We start from the raw sequence: 16,580 nt of genomic DNA, 5'->3' as shown, positions 1-16,580 counted from the left end.
AAGATGCGGAACACCCACACGATTACCATGGTTTTAAAGAGTGAAATTTAAAGAATAGAATTGGAATAACATGAAGAAAAAACAAGTTTTAAGAATAGGTGTTGGCGGCCCAGTAGGCTCAGGAAAAACAGCTTTATTACGTGAGTTATGTTTAGCTCTGCGTGAAAAATACAATATGGCCGTGGTAACCAACGACATTTATACCCGAGAAGATGCAGAGTTTTTAACTCGTCATGGAGCATTAGAACAGGACCGCATTCTAGGTGTTGAAACCGGTGGATGTCCACATACTGCCATTCGTGAAGATGCATCTATGAACCTAGCCGCAATTGATGAATTACAAACACGCCATGGCGATCTAGATTTTGTATTGGTGGAAAGTGGTGGTGATAACTTAAGTGCCACTTTTAGCCCAGAACTATCGGATCTAACTATATACGTGATTGATGTGTCGGCTGGTGATAAAATCCCTCGCAAAGGTGGCCCAGGTATTACTAAGTCTGATTTACTTATTATCAACAAAATTGATGTAGCTGAATTAGTCGGAGCGTCTCTTGATGTTATGAACAGAGACAGTAAAAAAATGCGTGGCGACAAACGTTTTATTTTTAGCAATATGAAAACCAAACAAGGGCTACCTGAAATTATCGACTTTATTGAAACTGAAGGCATGCTTAGAGTTTAATTAGAAAGGTTTATAACAGTAATTTGTATTTTGATGGAGTAATTATGAATGCAGATTGTTATTATTAACTAAGGATTATTTAAAGGACACATTTATGAAAAATTTAACGACAAAGATCACACTGTTTATTTGCAGTATTTTATTAAGTTTTCAAGCCTTGGCCCATGTTGATCATGCTTTGGGTGATGGTGAATTCCATATGGCTTATCACATCGCATTTTACGCTTTGTTAGCTTTGGTTGTGTTTAAAGGATACGGCTGGTTGAAGGTTAAAAAGGCTAATAAAAAGAAGGATTAAGTCTTTCTTAATTGCTGGATTCATTCTCGGGAGAGTATTTCGGCAGATTTTTCGAATATTTAGAAGGTACTGCATACGTCTATTATGATAATGAGCGTTTAGTATGAAAATCCTATGATATATGTTCATAGGATTTTAATTTTATTTTTCCGTACAGCTGAAGTTTTTAGATATTAAGTTAGATTCTTAGGTTGGAGCATTAAGAGTTAGTGTAGTAGTGGTTATGATGAACCAATACACTCTCTCTTGGCGCTGATCTTGGTTTATCTGGTTCTTCTGGAGATTCAATACTAATAGTTGAAATGGTGCTAGAAGCTATCCACTTGCCACCACATAATATCATTTTAGCCCCATCATTTACTTTTTTGGCCATTTCATCTTTATCTCCTCCTAAACATTTGTATTCCGTGCCATCTTTTGTAGTGATTACAGCAGCCATATTATATTTTCCTTTAATAATGATTAATGTTTACTTCCATAAGTTGCAACATAAAGATATTTACTTTGCTATTCGAGTGTAGATTAAAAAGCTAAAACTTCTAGTTATGTTATACCGATTGGCATTAGTGCACTTATTTTTGATGATTTAAATGCGTTAGATTTTCTATCACTGCACACTAGGTACTTGGCTATATTCCGCTATAGGTTTTGGTTTGAATACGCGTATCTGTTTCTTTATTGCATTTGAATAAAGTAAGTAGTTCGTCATGGCCATTAGTGGGATTGATATGAATCCGAAAAACGGGGTCATGTTCCAAAAAATGAGAATGATAAAAAAGATGCGTAACAAAATTCGAATGACGAAACTAGATTTGTTGCTAACGTGAACTTTTAAACCTGCTATTAAATACAAACGATAGAATATTATTCCAGGAATTAAGCCTACAATCGGAAATAAGCCGCAAGCGGAAGTTACGGCTAAGGTAAGTGGTATTTTCTTTGCCAAGTTATTTAAATAGGTTTGTGCATCTTGTTTGGATTTAAATAATGGACGTGAGCATTTCTTACACTCGCTAGTTATGCCTTTGTTATTGCCTTAAGATGCGCAATAACTACATCGATTCGATTCTAATAACTTTTGTTTATGGACTAACTTATCTCCAGCAGGCACATCCATTTTTGATAGTCCTATGAAACCCACATCTTTTACATTCTCTAGCGGGGAGTCACAAGTGCCGCAATGAAATGCTGACATATGGTTTTCGTTTCCACAACTAAGGCAAGACTGGTGGTGTTTTCTTTCTAATTTGCGCACGCGATATTTAATAAAGGCTACAATAGCCACAGCAAATCCAGCACAAGCGAGCGCCACAAGGGGCATAATTATGAATATGAGAGGGCCAAACATCCCTAAAGCAGACTCAAGGCGTCCGATCATTTTACGAAACCCTATACTGTCATCATGATCAGCTTCAATTAAAAACAGCATAACCGAACTTCTTATTGCTGCGAGTAACCAGGTAAAAAAAGCGATTACGCCAACCCAGGCATTTTCAAAGGTTAATACAGCCTGTTGGATAACATTGGTCTCTTCAATTGACGTTGCTATGACACTTTTGATGATTTGGTCAGTAGTTTCATTTACCATAACAAAGGCGATTACTCCGGCTAAAATACCTTTTATTTTAGCTTCATTCATGTTCCAAAAATCTTGAAAAGAGGGCGATTGGCTTATTCTTTTTTCTAAAATGGCGAGAATAAATGTAGCGATTAAAAATTTAGGATCGGTTACCCAGTGTGGTAGGTTAGTGAGAGTTGCTAGAGGTAGTACTTCAACCATATCTATACCGTCAAAGTATTCATATTTCCCCTTAGTTGCCACTGCGGCTGAACTAAAAATGGTCATCATTGACCGGCCAGCCAGCATAGGGATTAGCATTAGAGTGTAGTAGTAATAGTTAACATCCATGTATAATCTGCCTTATTGTTGTATGATTTTTGTTCTATGTATTTTTAAGCTAACAGATTGATTTATTAAGTCTATTTTTAAAACGAATTCAAAACAGTGTGGGATGGAACTTCAGTTTTATTGTTGCAAATGCGATCCAATTACTGACGCGTTATTGACATCGGCTGGCTAATGGGTGGCCCCATCGGTTATTGCTGCTAAGTTAAAAGCATATTTCGAATTGCTCTGCCCCCATAGATTTTGAATAGGATGATTAAACAAATTCAGGACAAAGCTACAAACAGAAGTTAAAGCACCAGATTAGTGGTGCTTTTTAGTTGAGGTTTGCTAAGGCGTTACTTTTTAAGTTGACGAACGAGTAGAAGTAAAATACCAAATGCGAAAATACTAATGCTTGATGGAGAGGGAACTGCGTTAGAAGCAATATCATATTTGATCGCGCCATTCCAAACTCTTGGCGTAAACACGCCACCTAAGAAGGGAGAGTTAGTTGCAGAGCCAAAAGATAAAGATAGGTCTGTGTTAGCATAATTTTGATTACTAGCATTGCCATTAGTATATTCATGGGAAGTATTAGAACCAGCTACTAGTGACATGCCAAATAGAGTATTTGCATTTAAAGTGAACGAATTAGAAAGCGTAACTGCTGTTGCATTATCTTCGTCGGCAGAGGTACCACTTCCTGTTGCTACTTTTACCCAACTAGAAGAAGTTTCATTACCTTGAGAGGTGAGTCCGTTTAACAACCAGACTTCGAAGTCACTAAAAAAATTAGTAGTACTGGAGTTGATATCAAAGCCAGTAATAATTAAATCATTATTGTTAATGTTTAGGTCAAAATAAACCGCTCCACCGTTATCACCACCATTATCGCTTGCATAAAAAGTGCTAATTAAACCGGCATTTGTAAAACAACTAACCGATAAAATCATACAAGTAAACATCATATTAAACATTTTATTTTTCATTTAGATCTCCTAAGATACTTCTTTATTCCTACAGCAGGATTATTGTATTAAGCAATTCCAGGGCCATTATTTATATTGTTATATATCAGTTGGTTATGGCTATTTTTAGTTTGCGGTGGAAGGAATTGTAAAATTTCCTGTCATTTTTGAAAATAAATTAATGCAAATTAACAGAAGAAATTAACAGGCCATCTATGATAATAAATATTTTTAATAAACTTAATTAAAACAGATGCCTACGGAAGTATAGTTTGATCTTGACGTCGGGTAATGGTGGCAGTTTAGCCCAAAGGGATTCGAGTTAAAAACTGAACGGGTGCAGGTTAACGAAGTGAATGTTTTGCCAACCTAGTGACTAAAATTCAAAGTTGCTAACTAGGCTGCTGCTTTTTTGTAATGTACCGTGAGTGAGTATATGTTTATATTTTTTCTTTAGGTTTAATATCGTCAAAATCTACCAAAGGTAAATTCTCAAAGCTTGGTTTTGAAAAAAAGTAACCCTGCATTAATTCGATACCAAAATCGCGTAAGCACAAGAACTCTTCTTTGGTTTCGATACCTTCTGCTAGTGGAGTAATATTTAAATCTCGAAATAGGTTTAAACAATTTTTTACTATTGATTGACGAGTTGCATCTTGATTGATGTTGCGAATGAGATCCATATCCAGTTTTACAATGTTGGTTTGAAAATTTGCCAACAAACCCAGACCAGCATAACCAGAGCCAAAGTCATCTATTGCAGTCTTAAATCCTAATTTTTCGTAATATTCAACAATACTTTTAATGAATTTAGTATCTTTAATTTTTTCAACTTCTGTAAATTCAAACATTATTCTGTCAGCTGGAAAACCATATTTTTTAGCTGCATCTAAAGTTGTACGTATGCAACGCTCTGGTTTATAGACCGCATTTGGAAGAAAGTTAATGCTAAGCATCGACTCTAAATTGAGCTTAGCTGCTAAAGAAATAGCCTTTACTCGACATAGTTGATCAAATAAATAAAGGTTTTCATCGTTAACTTGAGAGATTACCGAGTAAGCTGATTCATTGTTTAAACCACGGACTAATGCTTCATATCCATAAATTTCATAATTTTTACAATTAATAATAGGCTGAAATGCCATGGTAAAATCAAAACCAAGGCTTTTGCTATCAGCACAGTTTCCACATGAGAATCTGTCATAAACCATAATTTCTTGTTCCATTTCTCCTGCCTAGAATAGTATGAGTCTTAGTTCGCCATTTGAGTATATTTCTATTTTCAACTGTTTATTCTAATAGTTTACTCATTTTTATCAAATTAGCTAACATATTGCTAATTAAAGAAAATATTGTGACTTAATCCATTTTTAGATAAGAAAAGAGGGTATATGCATAAATATGAAAGAAATCACTTCGAAAATTATCTTTGTGCCTAGATCGCAAATGTCCAGCACGCTCTAGTGTAATAACCTAATCTGAGTTTGTATTGTGCTGTGTAGATGTAAATGCTTATGTTGTTTTAGTAAGTTTTCGATATAAGATTTTTCTGCTTTAAAATTGTGCGGGACTTGTTGAGCCGTTCTTCGTCCAGATAAAGATAAGCTAGAGAAAAAGTCAAAACCATATAAGTTTATTTTGGCCGCATTTGACTCCAACAACCATTTAATAAGTACAGTACCGGTTGACGGCGGGGCTTGTAGTTGTTGTTTTAGTTGTTTGTATTGTGCATTGGGGAACAAACAAAACCCATCGGAGTGGGCCATCCAACTGCGTAGCCGTTTACGTTTATGGGACATCCAAAGTAAACGCTGGCAGTCAAGTTCATCAAAAGTTTGTTTTTGTATCGAAGTGGCTAAGGCTAACCAATCTGTGCGCTCACCGTGGGATTCAAAACTTGTTCTAGGGGCGCGGTTAATACGGATAACTAAATCATTAGCGTCAATATCAGCACCATAATGGCTATCAGCTAGTGATCGAGCATTACCAACCAAAGCCACGGTTTTACCAGTTAGTTCGTGATTTAGTTGTGCAAGGTTACTGCTAAATTTATTTAAATAACTATCTTGGTTTAAATTGGCAGCTAGGCCGAACCTAAAGTGATCAAAAAAAATCATGATAAAAGCCTTTTATAAATATTGATTAGCGCTTGTGCTTCGCGCTCTATGGAAAAGTGTTGCTTAACGTGCGCACGAGCGTTTTTACCTAGTTGAGTTAACCTTTTTGGGTCGTCTAATAACGTTTGTAATGCGAAAGTCATGGCTTGGACATTGTCTTTTTCACATAACATACCGGTTTCTCCATGGATTATTTGCTCAGAAAATGTGCCCACATCTTTGCCAGCAATAACAGGGACACCGCAGGCCATGGCTTCTAAGGGAGTTAATCCAAACCCTTCCCAACGAGCAGGGGCCACAAAGATATCTAATGATTGATAAAGTTGAACGACTTGGTGCCAGTGCAATTCACCAAGAAAAGTCACTCTGTCAGATAAACCTACAACTTTGAGCTTATTGATTAGATCGTCTTGATATGTTTGATTTTCTGGCGTGGTGCGACCACAAAATACAATGTGAATATTGGGTCTTGTAGGTAATAAACGTGCTGCGGCTTCGATCAGTAGATCTTGGCCTTTTTGATGGCGAATTCTGCCAAAACAACCAATTAACAAACCTTCAGGTAAATTAAGTGATTGTCTTAATTCCATAGGATTTGCTGCTGGTTTAAATAACTGGCAGTTTATTCCGTGCATGACCACTTCCGCAGGTCTTTGTAAGTAAGTTGCAGCTTGTGGTGACGTGGCAATCACCTCATCCATTTTGGCAATTAGTTTTTTGGTAAATGGTTTATGGTCTCGTTGGGCTGCAGAGGTAAACAACAACTTAACTTTAAGTCTAAATATCCCTCTAAGTATTAAGCCTAAAATCATCTCGTTGTTACGGCGAGCATGCCAGACTCTGAAATGAGTACGGGATAAAAAGGGGATTTTCCATAAGGGAATATATGGCAGATCTTCTAATGGCGCAGGTCCAGTTACGCTAATTTGCATCTTTTTAGCAATAACTGGGGTGAGCCGAAGTACAGTGGTAGTGACACCTGATAAACGCTGTTTTAGGTTAGGGCTAAGTATCAGAATATTATTCAATTCAGCGTTAATTAAGTTATCTGTAAGGCCCATTACGCTTCATTAGTTGAATTTAGATGGGGCTAATATGCACTATCAGAATGTCAGATAAAGGAAAGATTTGTGACATAAATAAGTCATTTTAGGCAAGTCTTATTTCCGTCAGCTGTATGGTTTACGGCATGAACCGATTTAAATTTGTGTTGCTGATAAGTAATCAAGGTAGAATGTTAGTTGCTTCAATTAATTAGGGCTTTCAACTATATGGATGCATTGTTAAGTACTCTGGCACTCTTGTCTTGGGTGGATTACACGGGAGTGATTTTATTTCTTAGTTGTTGGATGGGTTATCGTTTTGTATTGGAACGAGGTGCAATGGGCCGCAAAGGACTGATTGGCATCACTCATGAGTATCGGTTGCAGTGGGCAATGGAATCTGCAGCCAGAGAGATTCCGGTTGCCTGTGCTGGATTGGTAAATAACTTGATGTCGAGTGTGTCGTTTTATGCTTCTACCACAATTTACATTATTGCTGGTTTGTTTGCTTTAGTGGGCTCGGTTGATAGGCTTTTGAGCTTTTCCGCAGATATGCCTTTTGCCCAAGTGGTGACCAGTAGTTTGATTGAGTTAAAACTGATTTTATTGATATTTATATTCGTTAATGCGTACTTTAAATTTACTTGGTCGTTAAGGCAGTTTAACTTTTTATGCATTTTAATTGGTGGCAGCCCTTACCAAGAAAATATGCCATCGGAAGAATATAGATTAAAAACAGCAAAACGTATGGCTCGAGTTAATTCATGTGCAGGTAACGAGTTTAATCGAGGTATTCGCTCCTACTATTATGGTATTGCTGCTTCAACTTGGTTTTTACACCCTGTTGCTTTTATTGTGGCAACGGTTTGGGTGACTTATATTCTTTACGTCAGAGATTTTAAATCACCTGTATTGGAAATATTGCGTGATACTTACCCGCCAGAGCTGCGAGATTATGAATTAAAGGTTAAGGCTCCTGCGAAAAATAATGAAAATACCGTCAGCTAGACAAGCTGGCGTTGATACACTTGATATCAGCCTGTTTTTTGCGTTTTTTATCTAAGCGCTTTTTATCGGCTTTTTTAGCATGTTTACTTATCCATTTCGTCATTTTTGTCATTAAAGGAGTGGGGAAGTCATGACCCATTCCATCAATCACTTTTAGCTTTGATCTTTTGATTAATGCTGCAGTATTTCTGCCTCCTGAGACTGGAATAATGGGGTCATTGGTGCCGTGAATGACTAAAGTATGGGCTTTTATATTTTTCATAGTATGCCGCCTGTCACCGCTGGCGGTAATGGCCGCCAATTGCCGCTTGATACCAGCTGGATTATAAGCTCTATCGATACTGCGAACTGCGTTTTGGTGTAAGGTTAAATCGTCTGTTGGGTAAGCAGGGCTGCCAATCAAACGGTTCATTTTTACATTATATAAAATAGCGTCTTCACGGTTGGATTTTTTCGGGCGCTGGGCAAGCTTTAGTAACACATTTAAATTGCTTGAAAACAGGCTCGAATGGGAGCTGCTAGACATAATTGAAGTTAAACTCAGTACCTTGTTCTTATGTTTAGCTGCGATGATTTGGGCGATCATTCCGCCCATTGAGGCGCCGACTAAATGAGCTTTTTTTATTTTGAGTCCAGCCATTAAAGCTAGCACGTCACCGGCCATATCCTCTAGATTATAAGGCGTGTTTGCATAACTAGGTAGGCGCTTACTTACCCATGCTCTAAATAAACTCGGGTTTCCAAGTTTATCTAGTTGACTAGATAAACCCACATCACGGTTATCAAAACGGATCACTCGAAAGCCATTTTTGACTAAGCCGTAATAAAGCTCGTCTGGCCAAATTGTCATTTGTGCACCTAAACCCATTATCAAAATAATAGTGGGTGCAGATTTTTTACCTTTGTCTTGATAGCTAATGGTAATGCCATTAGCGAGTTTAATAGTCTGCATTAGCGAGTTTAATAGTCTGCATTATCGAGTTTAATGGTTTGCATTTAGGTAAAGAGATTAATCTATCATCTTCGAATACTTAGCCGTTAAACCTTACACATTAGTATGAAAGTTTAATGAATAAAACATGACAAAGTTAGATGTAGATATTTGGCTTAATTTACGCCTGAATAAGCAACAACTCATTAACATGTAAGGTTTTTTTCGGTTTTTGCAAGCTTCTATCTCGCTTAAGAGAATTAATTGTGATAGATAGTTAATAAGCATATTACGTTCAACCTAGTGTCACCTTTGTCTTTCGGTTATGAGATGTAATTAATAAGGATTTATAAGTGAAAAATCTTGATTTACACACCAGTCTAGAAAAATATTATCAACAAATTAAGACTGTGATTTTAGACAAGCAACATCCTGTTTCTGGGCTTTTACCAGCTAGTACGGCCATTACCGTGCACGGTAATTACCAAGATGCTTGGGTACGAGACAATGTATATAGTATTTTAGCTGTTTGGGGATTGGGTTTAGCTTATCGTCAGGTGGATAATGACGACGGTCGAGGCCATGAACTTGAGCAAAGAACGGTTAAATTAATGCGAGCCTTATTACGCTCTATGATGGCTCAATCACCTAAAGTTGAAGCTTTTAAGAAAAGCCGAAGTCCCATGGATTCGTTACATGCCAAATATGACACAGGCACAGGTGACAATGTAGTGGCTGACGATGAATGGGGCCATTTGCAAATAGATGCTACGTCCGTATTTTTGTTGACCTTAACTCAAATGATTGGTTCGGGGTTAGATTTAATTTGGACCCATGAAGAAGTCTGTTTTATCCAAAATTTAGTGTATTACATTGAGCGTGCTTATCGCACACCAGATTATGGCATTTGGGAGCGCGGGGCTAAAACCAATAGTGGTAGTGTTGAATTAAACTCAAGCTCACTGGGTATGGCGAAAGCGGCATTAGAAGCGCTATCTGGCTTTAATTTATATGGCGCAAAAGGTGGCCAGAGCTCGGTGATTCATGTGGTGCCTGACAATATCGCTCAAGCCAATATTACCTTAAGTGCTTTATTGCCAAGAGAATCGAATACCAAAGAAATTGATGCTGCTTTATTGAGTGTAATTGGTTTTCCTGCATTTGCTGTGGCTGATAAAACCTTGTCTGACAAAGTACGTAACGAAATTATCAGTAAGTTAGAAGGTCGATATGGTCTAAAACGCTTTTTACGAGATGGTCACCAAACAGAGCCAGAAGTAGAAGGACGTTTACATTACGAAGAACAAGAGCTGAAACAGTTTGAGCATATTGAGTCTGAATGGCCGTTGTTTTTTTCATACCTGTATTTAGATGCGATATTCCGTGACGACAAGGTTCAAATTAAACATTACCGAGAAAGGTTAGATGCGGTTTTGGTCGAACAAGATGGCCAACAGTTATTGCCTGAGTTGTATTATGTGCCCTTGGAAAATATTGAAAAAGAGCGAGAAAACCCAGGCTCTCAAGATCGTGTACCTAATGAAAACGTACCCTTAGTATGGGCGCAAAGTTTGTTCTTGTTGGGTGGCATGTTACAAGATGGTTTGTTAATACCTAATGATCTTGATCCTTTAGGTCGTCGTCATGTCAAACCTAAAACCCTACCTGTAGTGCAGTTAGTATTTTTAGCTGAAGATGAGGCTTTACAACAAGAGCTGGCTAGTCATGGTGTCAGCAGTGAAAGTTTAGATAATATAGCGCCTGTTAAAGTTTGCCGTCCTGAAGATATTGCTAGTGTACATGCCCAAGTTGGGCGGTGTGATAGTTTAGGTTTAAGTGGCAGAATTAATCGTATGCCAAAAAGTTTAACCACTAGCCGCATTTACTTATTGAACCAAGAACGAGTATTATGTTTAACCCCATCTTTTACTCAACAATCGTTTTTTCTTAGTTATGATTTAGAGTTTTTAATTCGACGGTTTAAAAGTGAGTTGAGATATTTATATCGAAATTGGACCGAACTCGGTCGTCCGATAGTAACCGTTTTATTGACCAGAAATATGTTAGATGCAGACCGTAGTTCCTTTTTTGAATTAATGAAGGAAGTGCATGCTGGCGAAGTCAATGACACTCCAGTATTGCAAGGCACCTTGGCACAACTCAGTCCTATGGCAGCTCATGAGCGAATAGATGACTTACACGGTTATTCTTTACCAAGTGCGCCATTGGCTTGTTTGTTTACTGAATTTGATTGTTTAGCCACCACAGGCGAGCAAAAACCCATTTCTCAGGCACAAAGTGTTGAAATTGGCTTTAATACTAACACTGATAATTTAGTTATCCGTTTAAGTGTTAGTCAAAATATTCACGAACAAATTGCCCTGTTAACGAGCTTAGTTAATTTACATGGCCTGAATTTTACACTCAATATTGGTGGGGAAAACTATCAAATTAGAGAGTTAATTGAAGAGGTGTATCGTAATGCAGGGCAATTACGTATTTGGTCTGTATTACGCCAGTCTTCGGGTTTATTAGGCAAAACCGATGGTGATTTAGGTTTAGCTGTAAGTGCGATCTTAGTGGCGCAAAAAATCATTCAAGTTGGGCGTTCATACAGTAATGACTCTTTGATTACCCGCCCACTAGGGGATGATGAATTAATGCAAATAATTCACACTTACTGTCGCGAAGATGTTCGGGATCAAATACTGACTCAAGAGGTTTTACTTTGTTTAGGGTTATTAATTAAATCTAAACCAGAGTTATTTAGTGAATTGTTGACCATACGGGTTAGTCATTTGATTATATTGTTGACCAGCCAAATTGTACGCAAAGACAATGTACCGACAGACGTGGCTTATGATTCACTTATGGCCATGCCGCCATCAGCTATTCAACAGAAAATTGAAGGTGTATTACAAAATTATCAGTCTTTATCTGACTTGCCTCAGCGGGTAGAAAAATTACATGTGAAAGGTAATTATGAAAAACTCAGTTGGAAACAAGATTTAGGCTTGGAGCAGCTGGCAAAACCTGAGGGTGGTTGGCTAGCTTGGAGGCAACATCAAGGTATTATTGATAGACGTTCTGCTGATTTTAATAACCGAATTTGGTTAATACTCCATCACACCACTGGTTTAGTGATCGGTAATAAAATGGATAAACGAAACCGTATTAATAGTGCTTTAGTGTTGAGTGATATGACACCGGGTGAAACGGCTTTTGCGTTATTAACTGAGCATATGTTAAATAACATTCATTCAGCTGAGTACCGCCAATTAAGCATTGAAGCGCTAGAAGTAATGGCTAGCTTTTTTGAGCAAAATAATAGCTTAATAATTGACGAAGCAATTGTGGTGGATGTGGCTATTGGTCATGCGGTGAATTTAGCCTACATAGAAATGTATCCAACACGGGAATATAACTACAGCGATTACAAAAGTGATGCTTGGCAATGTTTTTATGAAAGAGCACCACAAGAAACAACTGCGTTTATTGTGTCAGCTCTGAATCATCTGTTAACTGAAAAAGAAGCGGATTAGTTCTGACGATTGGTATTATTCAGTGGAATGTCATTGACCGGTTAAATGTTATTGACCGGTTAAATGTCGAGATTCAACCATAATTCTTTTCTAGACAATGGGGTTTTAGGCGGTAGATTGGGGTTGGCTAAATTGTAAGTCTTTCGTGGTGTAAGATTTACTTTTTGTAAAACTTCACCATAGTGTTGGATAAATAGCTCATCAAAGCTACCGTCTTTAATGGCTGACTCTAACCCTGATGTAATGTCTTTGATTAGTGCCGTATTTTGATGGTTAACATAAAAATAATATGCAGAGGGATAATGGATCAAAGTATGCTGGTCAATCATGATATCTAGGTCTTTGTGTCTTTCAAAGTCAAACCATACTTCTAAAATAGAGCGCGGAAAGTAGTCAAACCTTCCTTTATGTAACATCTGATACATGCCTTCTGCATGAGTGGCTTTATGCACATTTATATTATTACTTTGTAAAATGGCAACGTCACTCCATAAATGAAATTGACCAGCAAGCAGTTGTTTAAATTCTTCTGTCGAAGACAAATTGGCAAATAAACTGGGATTGTTTTTATTAATTAAGGGGATGCGCCAGCCGTTTAATCCTTTTAACAGGGGAATTCTGATGGGGTGATTAAGGCGTTCTCGTTCAATTGTGGCTCCACCAAAAACAACATCAATTCCCTCTTGATTAGAAAGTTGTATGTAGGCACGTAGTTTAGGGGTAAAACTTGAGTAGGTTTTTACAAGATAATTAGCGCTTTTTTGATAAGACAGCGCATGTTGCAACATTTGGTAGTTATAACTTTGGTTATCTCCTCCATAATAAATTACATCTTGTGCGTGAGTGACGTTACCCAAAAACACTGACAAGCAGATTAATATCCAATAAACACGTATTAACATCTAATGCTATCAATTTTAGAAACCTAAGGTAAAAGTGTATTTAACAGGTGATTAAAAAGCAATCTAAGGTGTTTGTTTATATGCTTCAACTTTAGTCGAATACATAGGCCAACTGGCTTTTTTACTGTTGGTTTTTTAATAGTCGATGGGCTTGTTCGATACTGGGGGCTGTTGATCTTTGGTGTATAAAACTCGTTTAGGCAGACCTACTTTCTTTAAAATAAATGACGCAGTGTTTGTGCGGCATTTATACTGCTTCAGCACTCACTCATGTAGAACAACTACACCCCACTCGCGCTTCATTGTTTGAATACTGCACAGTTTGCTGCAAAATCATACGCCAAAGATCAATGGCCCCTAATCAATTCAAAACTAATTTGGTCACCCGCAGCCAGTTGACCTAAAGCAAAGTGATCAGTGTCTAGTTTATGTCAATTTATCGACTGGCTAAAAAATATCCTACAATAATTTGTCTATGGCATTGAATCTAAAGGAATAAATTAACATGGCATAAACACTGCTTTTATAGTTCTCATTCAAATTTAAATCACAGCGTGCTCAATCGTGTCAGATATAACGTTATTAGAAATCAAAGTCCCGGCTACAGCTAAATTAAGAATGTTTAACCAAAGCCAAAAAATACGAGCAAATTCTGCGGTGCTGAATAACCTCTTTCCGCAATTAAAAGGGCAAAGCGTTAATTTGATTAAGCCCAAGACAAAATTGCAGAAAATAGATAGTTACATGTTGCAAGAAACACAGTTGTTGTTAAATAAAATTGAAACTTATTGTGGTTCAGAACAGTTAGACGATGGTATTGAATTATCTCTTTATTTTGATGATATTCAGTGGTGTGTAAGTGAAACATTCACTAAAGACCATGGCCTAGTTCAATTACTGAATCAAGATAAATGGATAATTGATGTATCTCAATGGTTGTCTCCTAACTACACCGGTTTGGCTTATTCTCAAGAGTTGTTAGCGTTCTCGTATCTTTACGCAAAAAATAAACAAGTTGCGTTGCAAAAATATAAACACTTTTCTGATAAAAATCAGGGCTGTATTTGTAAAATTAAGCTTAGTGTAAGAAGTGGTATTGCATCACTGAAATTCTGTGTAGAATCGCCGACAAATAGTTATTTGATTGAATTTACTTAAAGGTCTGTTCCTAGCTTATGCATAGAATTAGTAGGTTTTTTATTGGCTTTATGATCTGGTTTGGTATGTCTGTAACCCATGCTAGCAGTATCACTGATGAGTTAATTGTGGCGTTAGTTGAAAGTAATTTACCGCAAACACTCTACACAGAAAAAGATCGTGCTTGGGAGTTAGGTGTTTACGATTTAATCGTTAATAAGCGAGGTAAAGCAGTTTTTACCAGTACCGCTCGGTTTATGAGTTTAACTGTACCCATTGAAGTTAAAATACAAGGCCAAATAAACAAACAACTTTTGAGTACACAAATTGTCGTCAATTGTTCGAGCAATATTTTGACTGAGACTCGGATTGACCTTGAGCCGCTAATCAAACTAAAAAATAGTTCTGCCAAGGTTGAAATATCTGTGCCTGTACCCCAATCATTTTTAGATTGTGAAGGGCTTAAGGTCAATATCACTCCGTTATTAAAGACCATAGTCACCAAAGAGAAACAAGAATGGCAGCAGCAATTAGAACAAGAATTACAAACAATCTTTAAGCAGCTTAGTTTATAAGTTTTAATTTGGTTTTGTTATTTACTCTGGTGCTTTTTGCGGGAAGTTAATCTGAAATATAGTGCCGCTTGGTTTATTTTTTTTGACTTTAATTGAGCCCAATAAGGTTTGTTTAATTAAGTTATACACTATATTCATACCCAGCCCAGTTCCGCCCTTATTGCGCTTAGTAGTGTAAAAAGGTTCGAAAATCTTTTCAGCGACTTCGTCTGTTAATCCAATGCCATTGTCTGAATAAGCAATGCTAATATCCGAACCATTTTGGTTTACGTCAATTTTAATTGTGGCATTTTGGATGCTGGGGAAAGCGTGGATACAACTATTATTTATCAAATTAATTAATATTTGTGCCAATGCACCTTGATCGTGAAAAACTTCAATCGTGTCTTTACAATGAATAATAAGCTGGACTTTTGCCTCTTGTATTGCAGGTTGAACTGTTGCAATGATTTCTTCCATTACCGGTTTTAATAAAAACAAACTTCTTCGGCTGGCAGTATTTAGCACGGCTAAGTTTTTAAAGTCGCCAATTAGGTCTGCTGCCCGCTGTAAATTCGAGTTTATTAGTAAGCTACTTTGAATCGAGGTTTCGATAAATTGCTCAAGTTCTGATTTTTTTATACTGCCTTGGCTAATTCTTTTTTCTAATTCTTGGGTTTTTACTTGCAGATGACTAGCTGCCGTTACGGCTACACCAACCGGAGTATTTATTTCATGAGAAATTCCAGCAACTAAACGTCCAAGGGAGGCCATTTTTTCTGCTTCGTTTAATTGCTTATGGGCAATATTGAGTTCAATTATTTTGACTTCTAGTTCTTTAGTGCGTTCAGCTACGTTTTCTTCTAATTTGTTTTGATGTTGATTTAAATTCTCTAGAGCATTGCTTAAATCTGTACCGAACTTTCCTAATGTGAAGGTGATTAAAACAAAGATTATTAGAGTGAAAATTGCGGTTAAAATACCGCCTTCAGGTGGAGTATGCTGGATGATGCCATATTCATTTAACACGCCTAGTAAAATGATGTTGATAACTACAATTGCAAACACAATCCTGAGTAGTTTTCTTGAGCCAAATAAAATTGAAAAGGCTGTGATCAAAGGGAAAAGCAACATGACTTCATCATTTAACCCACTATTTTGCCAAACAAAGGACAGCATCAGAAGGGTTGCTATTATGATTAGGCTATTGGTTGCGCCAACTATTTTGTTGTTTTTAACCAATAAAAAGGGAATAAAAAACAGGCCAATAAAAAGAGTAATAAGTAAGGTAAATGGCTCGTATAAATCATTAAACGTGATTAAAAAAATCACTCCAAGACAAATCTGAATCCCCCAAAAGACTTCGATAATTCGTTTCTTTTTATTGGCTAAAGGTACGTCCCTAAACACTTGAATTTTTATCCGTATGATAGTTCCTTTAAATAAAGATTAGCGATAATTATTAATGGGTGCAAGGTGCACTTTGTATTTTTTGTTCAGGCAGTGT

Annotated in this window: 15 protein-coding genes; 6 read left to right on the top strand and 9 right to left on the bottom strand. The window is 37.0% G+C overall.

Going from position 1 to position 16,580, the window contains the following annotated elements:
• The first annotated feature begins 70 nt into the window (after window positions 1-70).
• Window positions 71-685, top strand: a complete 615-nt coding sequence (gene ureG, locus L0668_RS07440) for an urease accessory protein UreG (RefSeq protein ID WP_235311462.1) — start codon at window positions 71-73, stop codon at window positions 683-685.
• Window positions 686-779: 94 nt separating this feature from the next.
• A complete protein-coding gene (locus L0668_RS07435; RefSeq protein WP_235311461.1) occupies window positions 780-983 on the top strand; it encodes a hypothetical protein in 204 nt (67 codons plus the stop codon).
• Window positions 984-1,182: 199 nt separating this feature from the next.
• On the opposite strand, the gene L0668_RS07430 is transcribed toward L0668_RS07435, so the two are convergent.
• The 6 genes from L0668_RS07430 to L0668_RS07405 form a co-directional block, all read right to left on the bottom strand.
• Complete coding sequence (locus tag L0668_RS07430; RefSeq protein WP_235311460.1) at window positions 1,183-1,422, bottom strand: hypothetical protein; 240 nt, start codon at window positions 1,420-1,422, stop codon at window positions 1,183-1,185.
• 597 nt (window positions 1,423-2,019) lie between these two features.
• Window positions 2,020-2,892, bottom strand: a complete 873-nt coding sequence (locus L0668_RS07425) for a hypothetical protein (protein ID WP_235311459.1) — start codon at window positions 2,890-2,892, stop codon at window positions 2,020-2,022.
• Window positions 2,893-3,227: 335 nt separating this feature from the next.
• A complete protein-coding gene (locus L0668_RS07420) occupies window positions 3,228-3,860 on the bottom strand; it encodes a hypothetical protein (protein ID WP_235311458.1) in 633 nt (210 codons plus the stop codon).
• 419 nt (window positions 3,861-4,279) lie between these two features.
• Window positions 4,280-5,065, bottom strand: coding sequence for an EAL domain-containing protein (locus L0668_RS07415; RefSeq protein WP_235311457.1), 786 nt, complete (start codon window positions 5,063-5,065; stop codon window positions 4,280-4,282).
• A 234-nt stretch (window positions 5,066-5,299) separates the two neighbouring features.
• Window positions 5,300-5,956: a glycosyltransferase family 29 protein gene (locus L0668_RS07410; protein WP_235311456.1), complete on the bottom strand. Its 657-nt coding sequence runs from the start codon at window positions 5,954-5,956 to the stop codon at window positions 5,300-5,302.
• On the bottom strand, window positions 5,953-7,017 hold the full coding sequence (locus L0668_RS07405) for a glycosyltransferase family 4 protein (protein ID WP_235311455.1): 1,065 nt from the start codon (window positions 7,015-7,017) through the stop codon (window positions 5,953-5,955). The genes L0668_RS07410 and L0668_RS07405 overlap by 4 nt, the downstream gene beginning before the upstream one ends.
• A gap of 210 nt (window positions 7,018-7,227) precedes the next feature.
• On the opposite strand from L0668_RS07405, the gene L0668_RS07400 reads away from it, so the two are divergent.
• Window positions 7,228-8,007, top strand: coding sequence for a DUF599 domain-containing protein (locus tag L0668_RS07400; protein WP_235311454.1), 780 nt, complete (start codon window positions 7,228-7,230; stop codon window positions 8,005-8,007).
• On the opposite strand, the gene L0668_RS07395 is transcribed toward L0668_RS07400, so the two are convergent.
• Window positions 8,000-8,959 carry an alpha/beta fold hydrolase gene (locus tag L0668_RS07395; RefSeq protein WP_235311453.1) on the bottom strand — a complete coding sequence of 320 codons (960 nt, stop codon included), beginning with the start codon at window positions 8,957-8,959 and terminating at the stop codon, window positions 8,000-8,002. The genes L0668_RS07400 and L0668_RS07395 overlap by 8 nt on opposite strands.
• A gap of 332 nt (window positions 8,960-9,291) precedes the next feature.
• Here L0668_RS07395 and L0668_RS07390 point away from each other — a divergent pair, with 332 nt between their 5' ends.
• On the top strand, window positions 9,292-12,480 hold the full coding sequence (locus L0668_RS07390; RefSeq protein WP_235311452.1) for a glycoside hydrolase family 15 protein: 3,189 nt from the start codon (window positions 9,292-9,294) through the stop codon (window positions 12,478-12,480).
• 59 nt (window positions 12,481-12,539) lie between these two features.
• Here the strand turns inward: L0668_RS07390 and L0668_RS07385 are convergent, their stop codons facing one another.
• The gene (locus L0668_RS07385; protein WP_268820239.1) at window positions 12,540-13,349 is read right to left on the bottom strand and encodes a transporter substrate-binding domain-containing protein; all 810 of its coding nucleotides are present in this window, start codon (window positions 13,347-13,349) and stop codon (window positions 12,540-12,542) included.
• 597 nt (window positions 13,350-13,946) lie between these two features.
• Here L0668_RS07385 and L0668_RS07380 point away from each other — a divergent pair.
• Both L0668_RS07380 and L0668_RS07375 read left to right on the top strand, forming a co-directional pair.
• Window positions 13,947-14,540 carry a hypothetical protein gene (locus L0668_RS07380; protein ID WP_235311451.1) on the top strand — a complete coding sequence of 198 codons (594 nt, stop codon included), beginning with the start codon at window positions 13,947-13,949 and terminating at the stop codon, window positions 14,538-14,540.
• 17 nt (window positions 14,541-14,557) lie between these two features.
• A complete protein-coding gene (locus tag L0668_RS07375; protein WP_235311450.1) occupies window positions 14,558-15,094 on the top strand; it encodes a DUF4403 family protein in 537 nt (178 codons plus the stop codon).
• 21 nt (window positions 15,095-15,115) lie between these two features.
• Here the strand turns inward: L0668_RS07375 and L0668_RS20885 are convergent, their stop codons facing one another.
• Entirely contained in the window at window positions 15,116-16,483 is a 1,368-nt protein-coding gene (locus L0668_RS20885) for a sensor histidine kinase (RefSeq protein ID WP_235311449.1), read from the bottom strand.
• Window positions 16,484-16,580: the final 97 nt, after the last annotated feature.

This window comes from Paraglaciecola algarum (assembly GCF_021532655.1).
Taxonomy (GTDB): Bacteria; Pseudomonadota; Gammaproteobacteria; order Enterobacterales; family Alteromonadaceae; genus Paraglaciecola; species Paraglaciecola algarum.
The sequence above is the reverse complement of the archived record's forward strand: the minus strand, read 5'-3'. Positions and strand labels throughout refer to the sequence as shown.

What these genes read in the sequence shown, in the direction of transcription:
- L0668_RS07430 (WP_235311460.1), bottom strand. Translation starts at nt 1,422, where the DNA reads ATGGCTGCTGTAATCACTACAAAAGATGGCACGGAATACAAATGTTTA.
- L0668_RS07410 (WP_235311456.1), bottom strand. Translation starts at nt 5,956, where the DNA reads ATGATTTTTTTTGATCACTTTAGGTTCGGCCTAGCTGCCAATTTAAAC.
- ureG (WP_235311462.1), top strand. Translation starts at nt 71, where the DNA reads ATGAAGAAAAAACAAGTTTTAAGAATAGGTGTTGGCGGCCCAGTAGGC.
- L0668_RS07375 (WP_235311450.1), top strand. Translation starts at nt 14,558, where the DNA reads ATGCATAGAATTAGTAGGTTTTTTATTGGCTTTATGATCTGGTTTGGT.
- L0668_RS07400 (WP_235311454.1), top strand. Translation starts at nt 7,228, where the DNA reads ATGGATGCATTGTTAAGTACTCTGGCACTCTTGTCTTGGGTGGATTAC.
- L0668_RS07395 (WP_235311453.1), bottom strand. Translation starts at nt 8,959, where the DNA reads ATGCAGACTATTAAACTCGCTAATGGCATTACCATTAGCTATCAAGAC.
- L0668_RS07415 (WP_235311457.1), bottom strand. Translation starts at nt 5,065, where the DNA reads ATGGAACAAGAAATTATGGTTTATGACAGATTCTCATGTGGAAACTGT.
- L0668_RS07405 (WP_235311455.1), bottom strand. Translation starts at nt 7,017, where the DNA reads ATGGGCCTTACAGATAACTTAATTAACGCTGAATTGAATAATATTCTG.
- L0668_RS07420 (WP_235311458.1), bottom strand. Translation starts at nt 3,860, where the DNA reads ATGAAAAATAAAATGTTTAATATGATGTTTACTTGTATGATTTTATCG.
- L0668_RS07425 (WP_235311459.1), bottom strand. Translation starts at nt 2,892, where the DNA reads ATGGATGTTAACTATTACTACTACACTCTAATGCTAATCCCTATGCTG.
- L0668_RS07435 (WP_235311461.1), top strand. Translation starts at nt 780, where the DNA reads ATGAAAAATTTAACGACAAAGATCACACTGTTTATTTGCAGTATTTTA.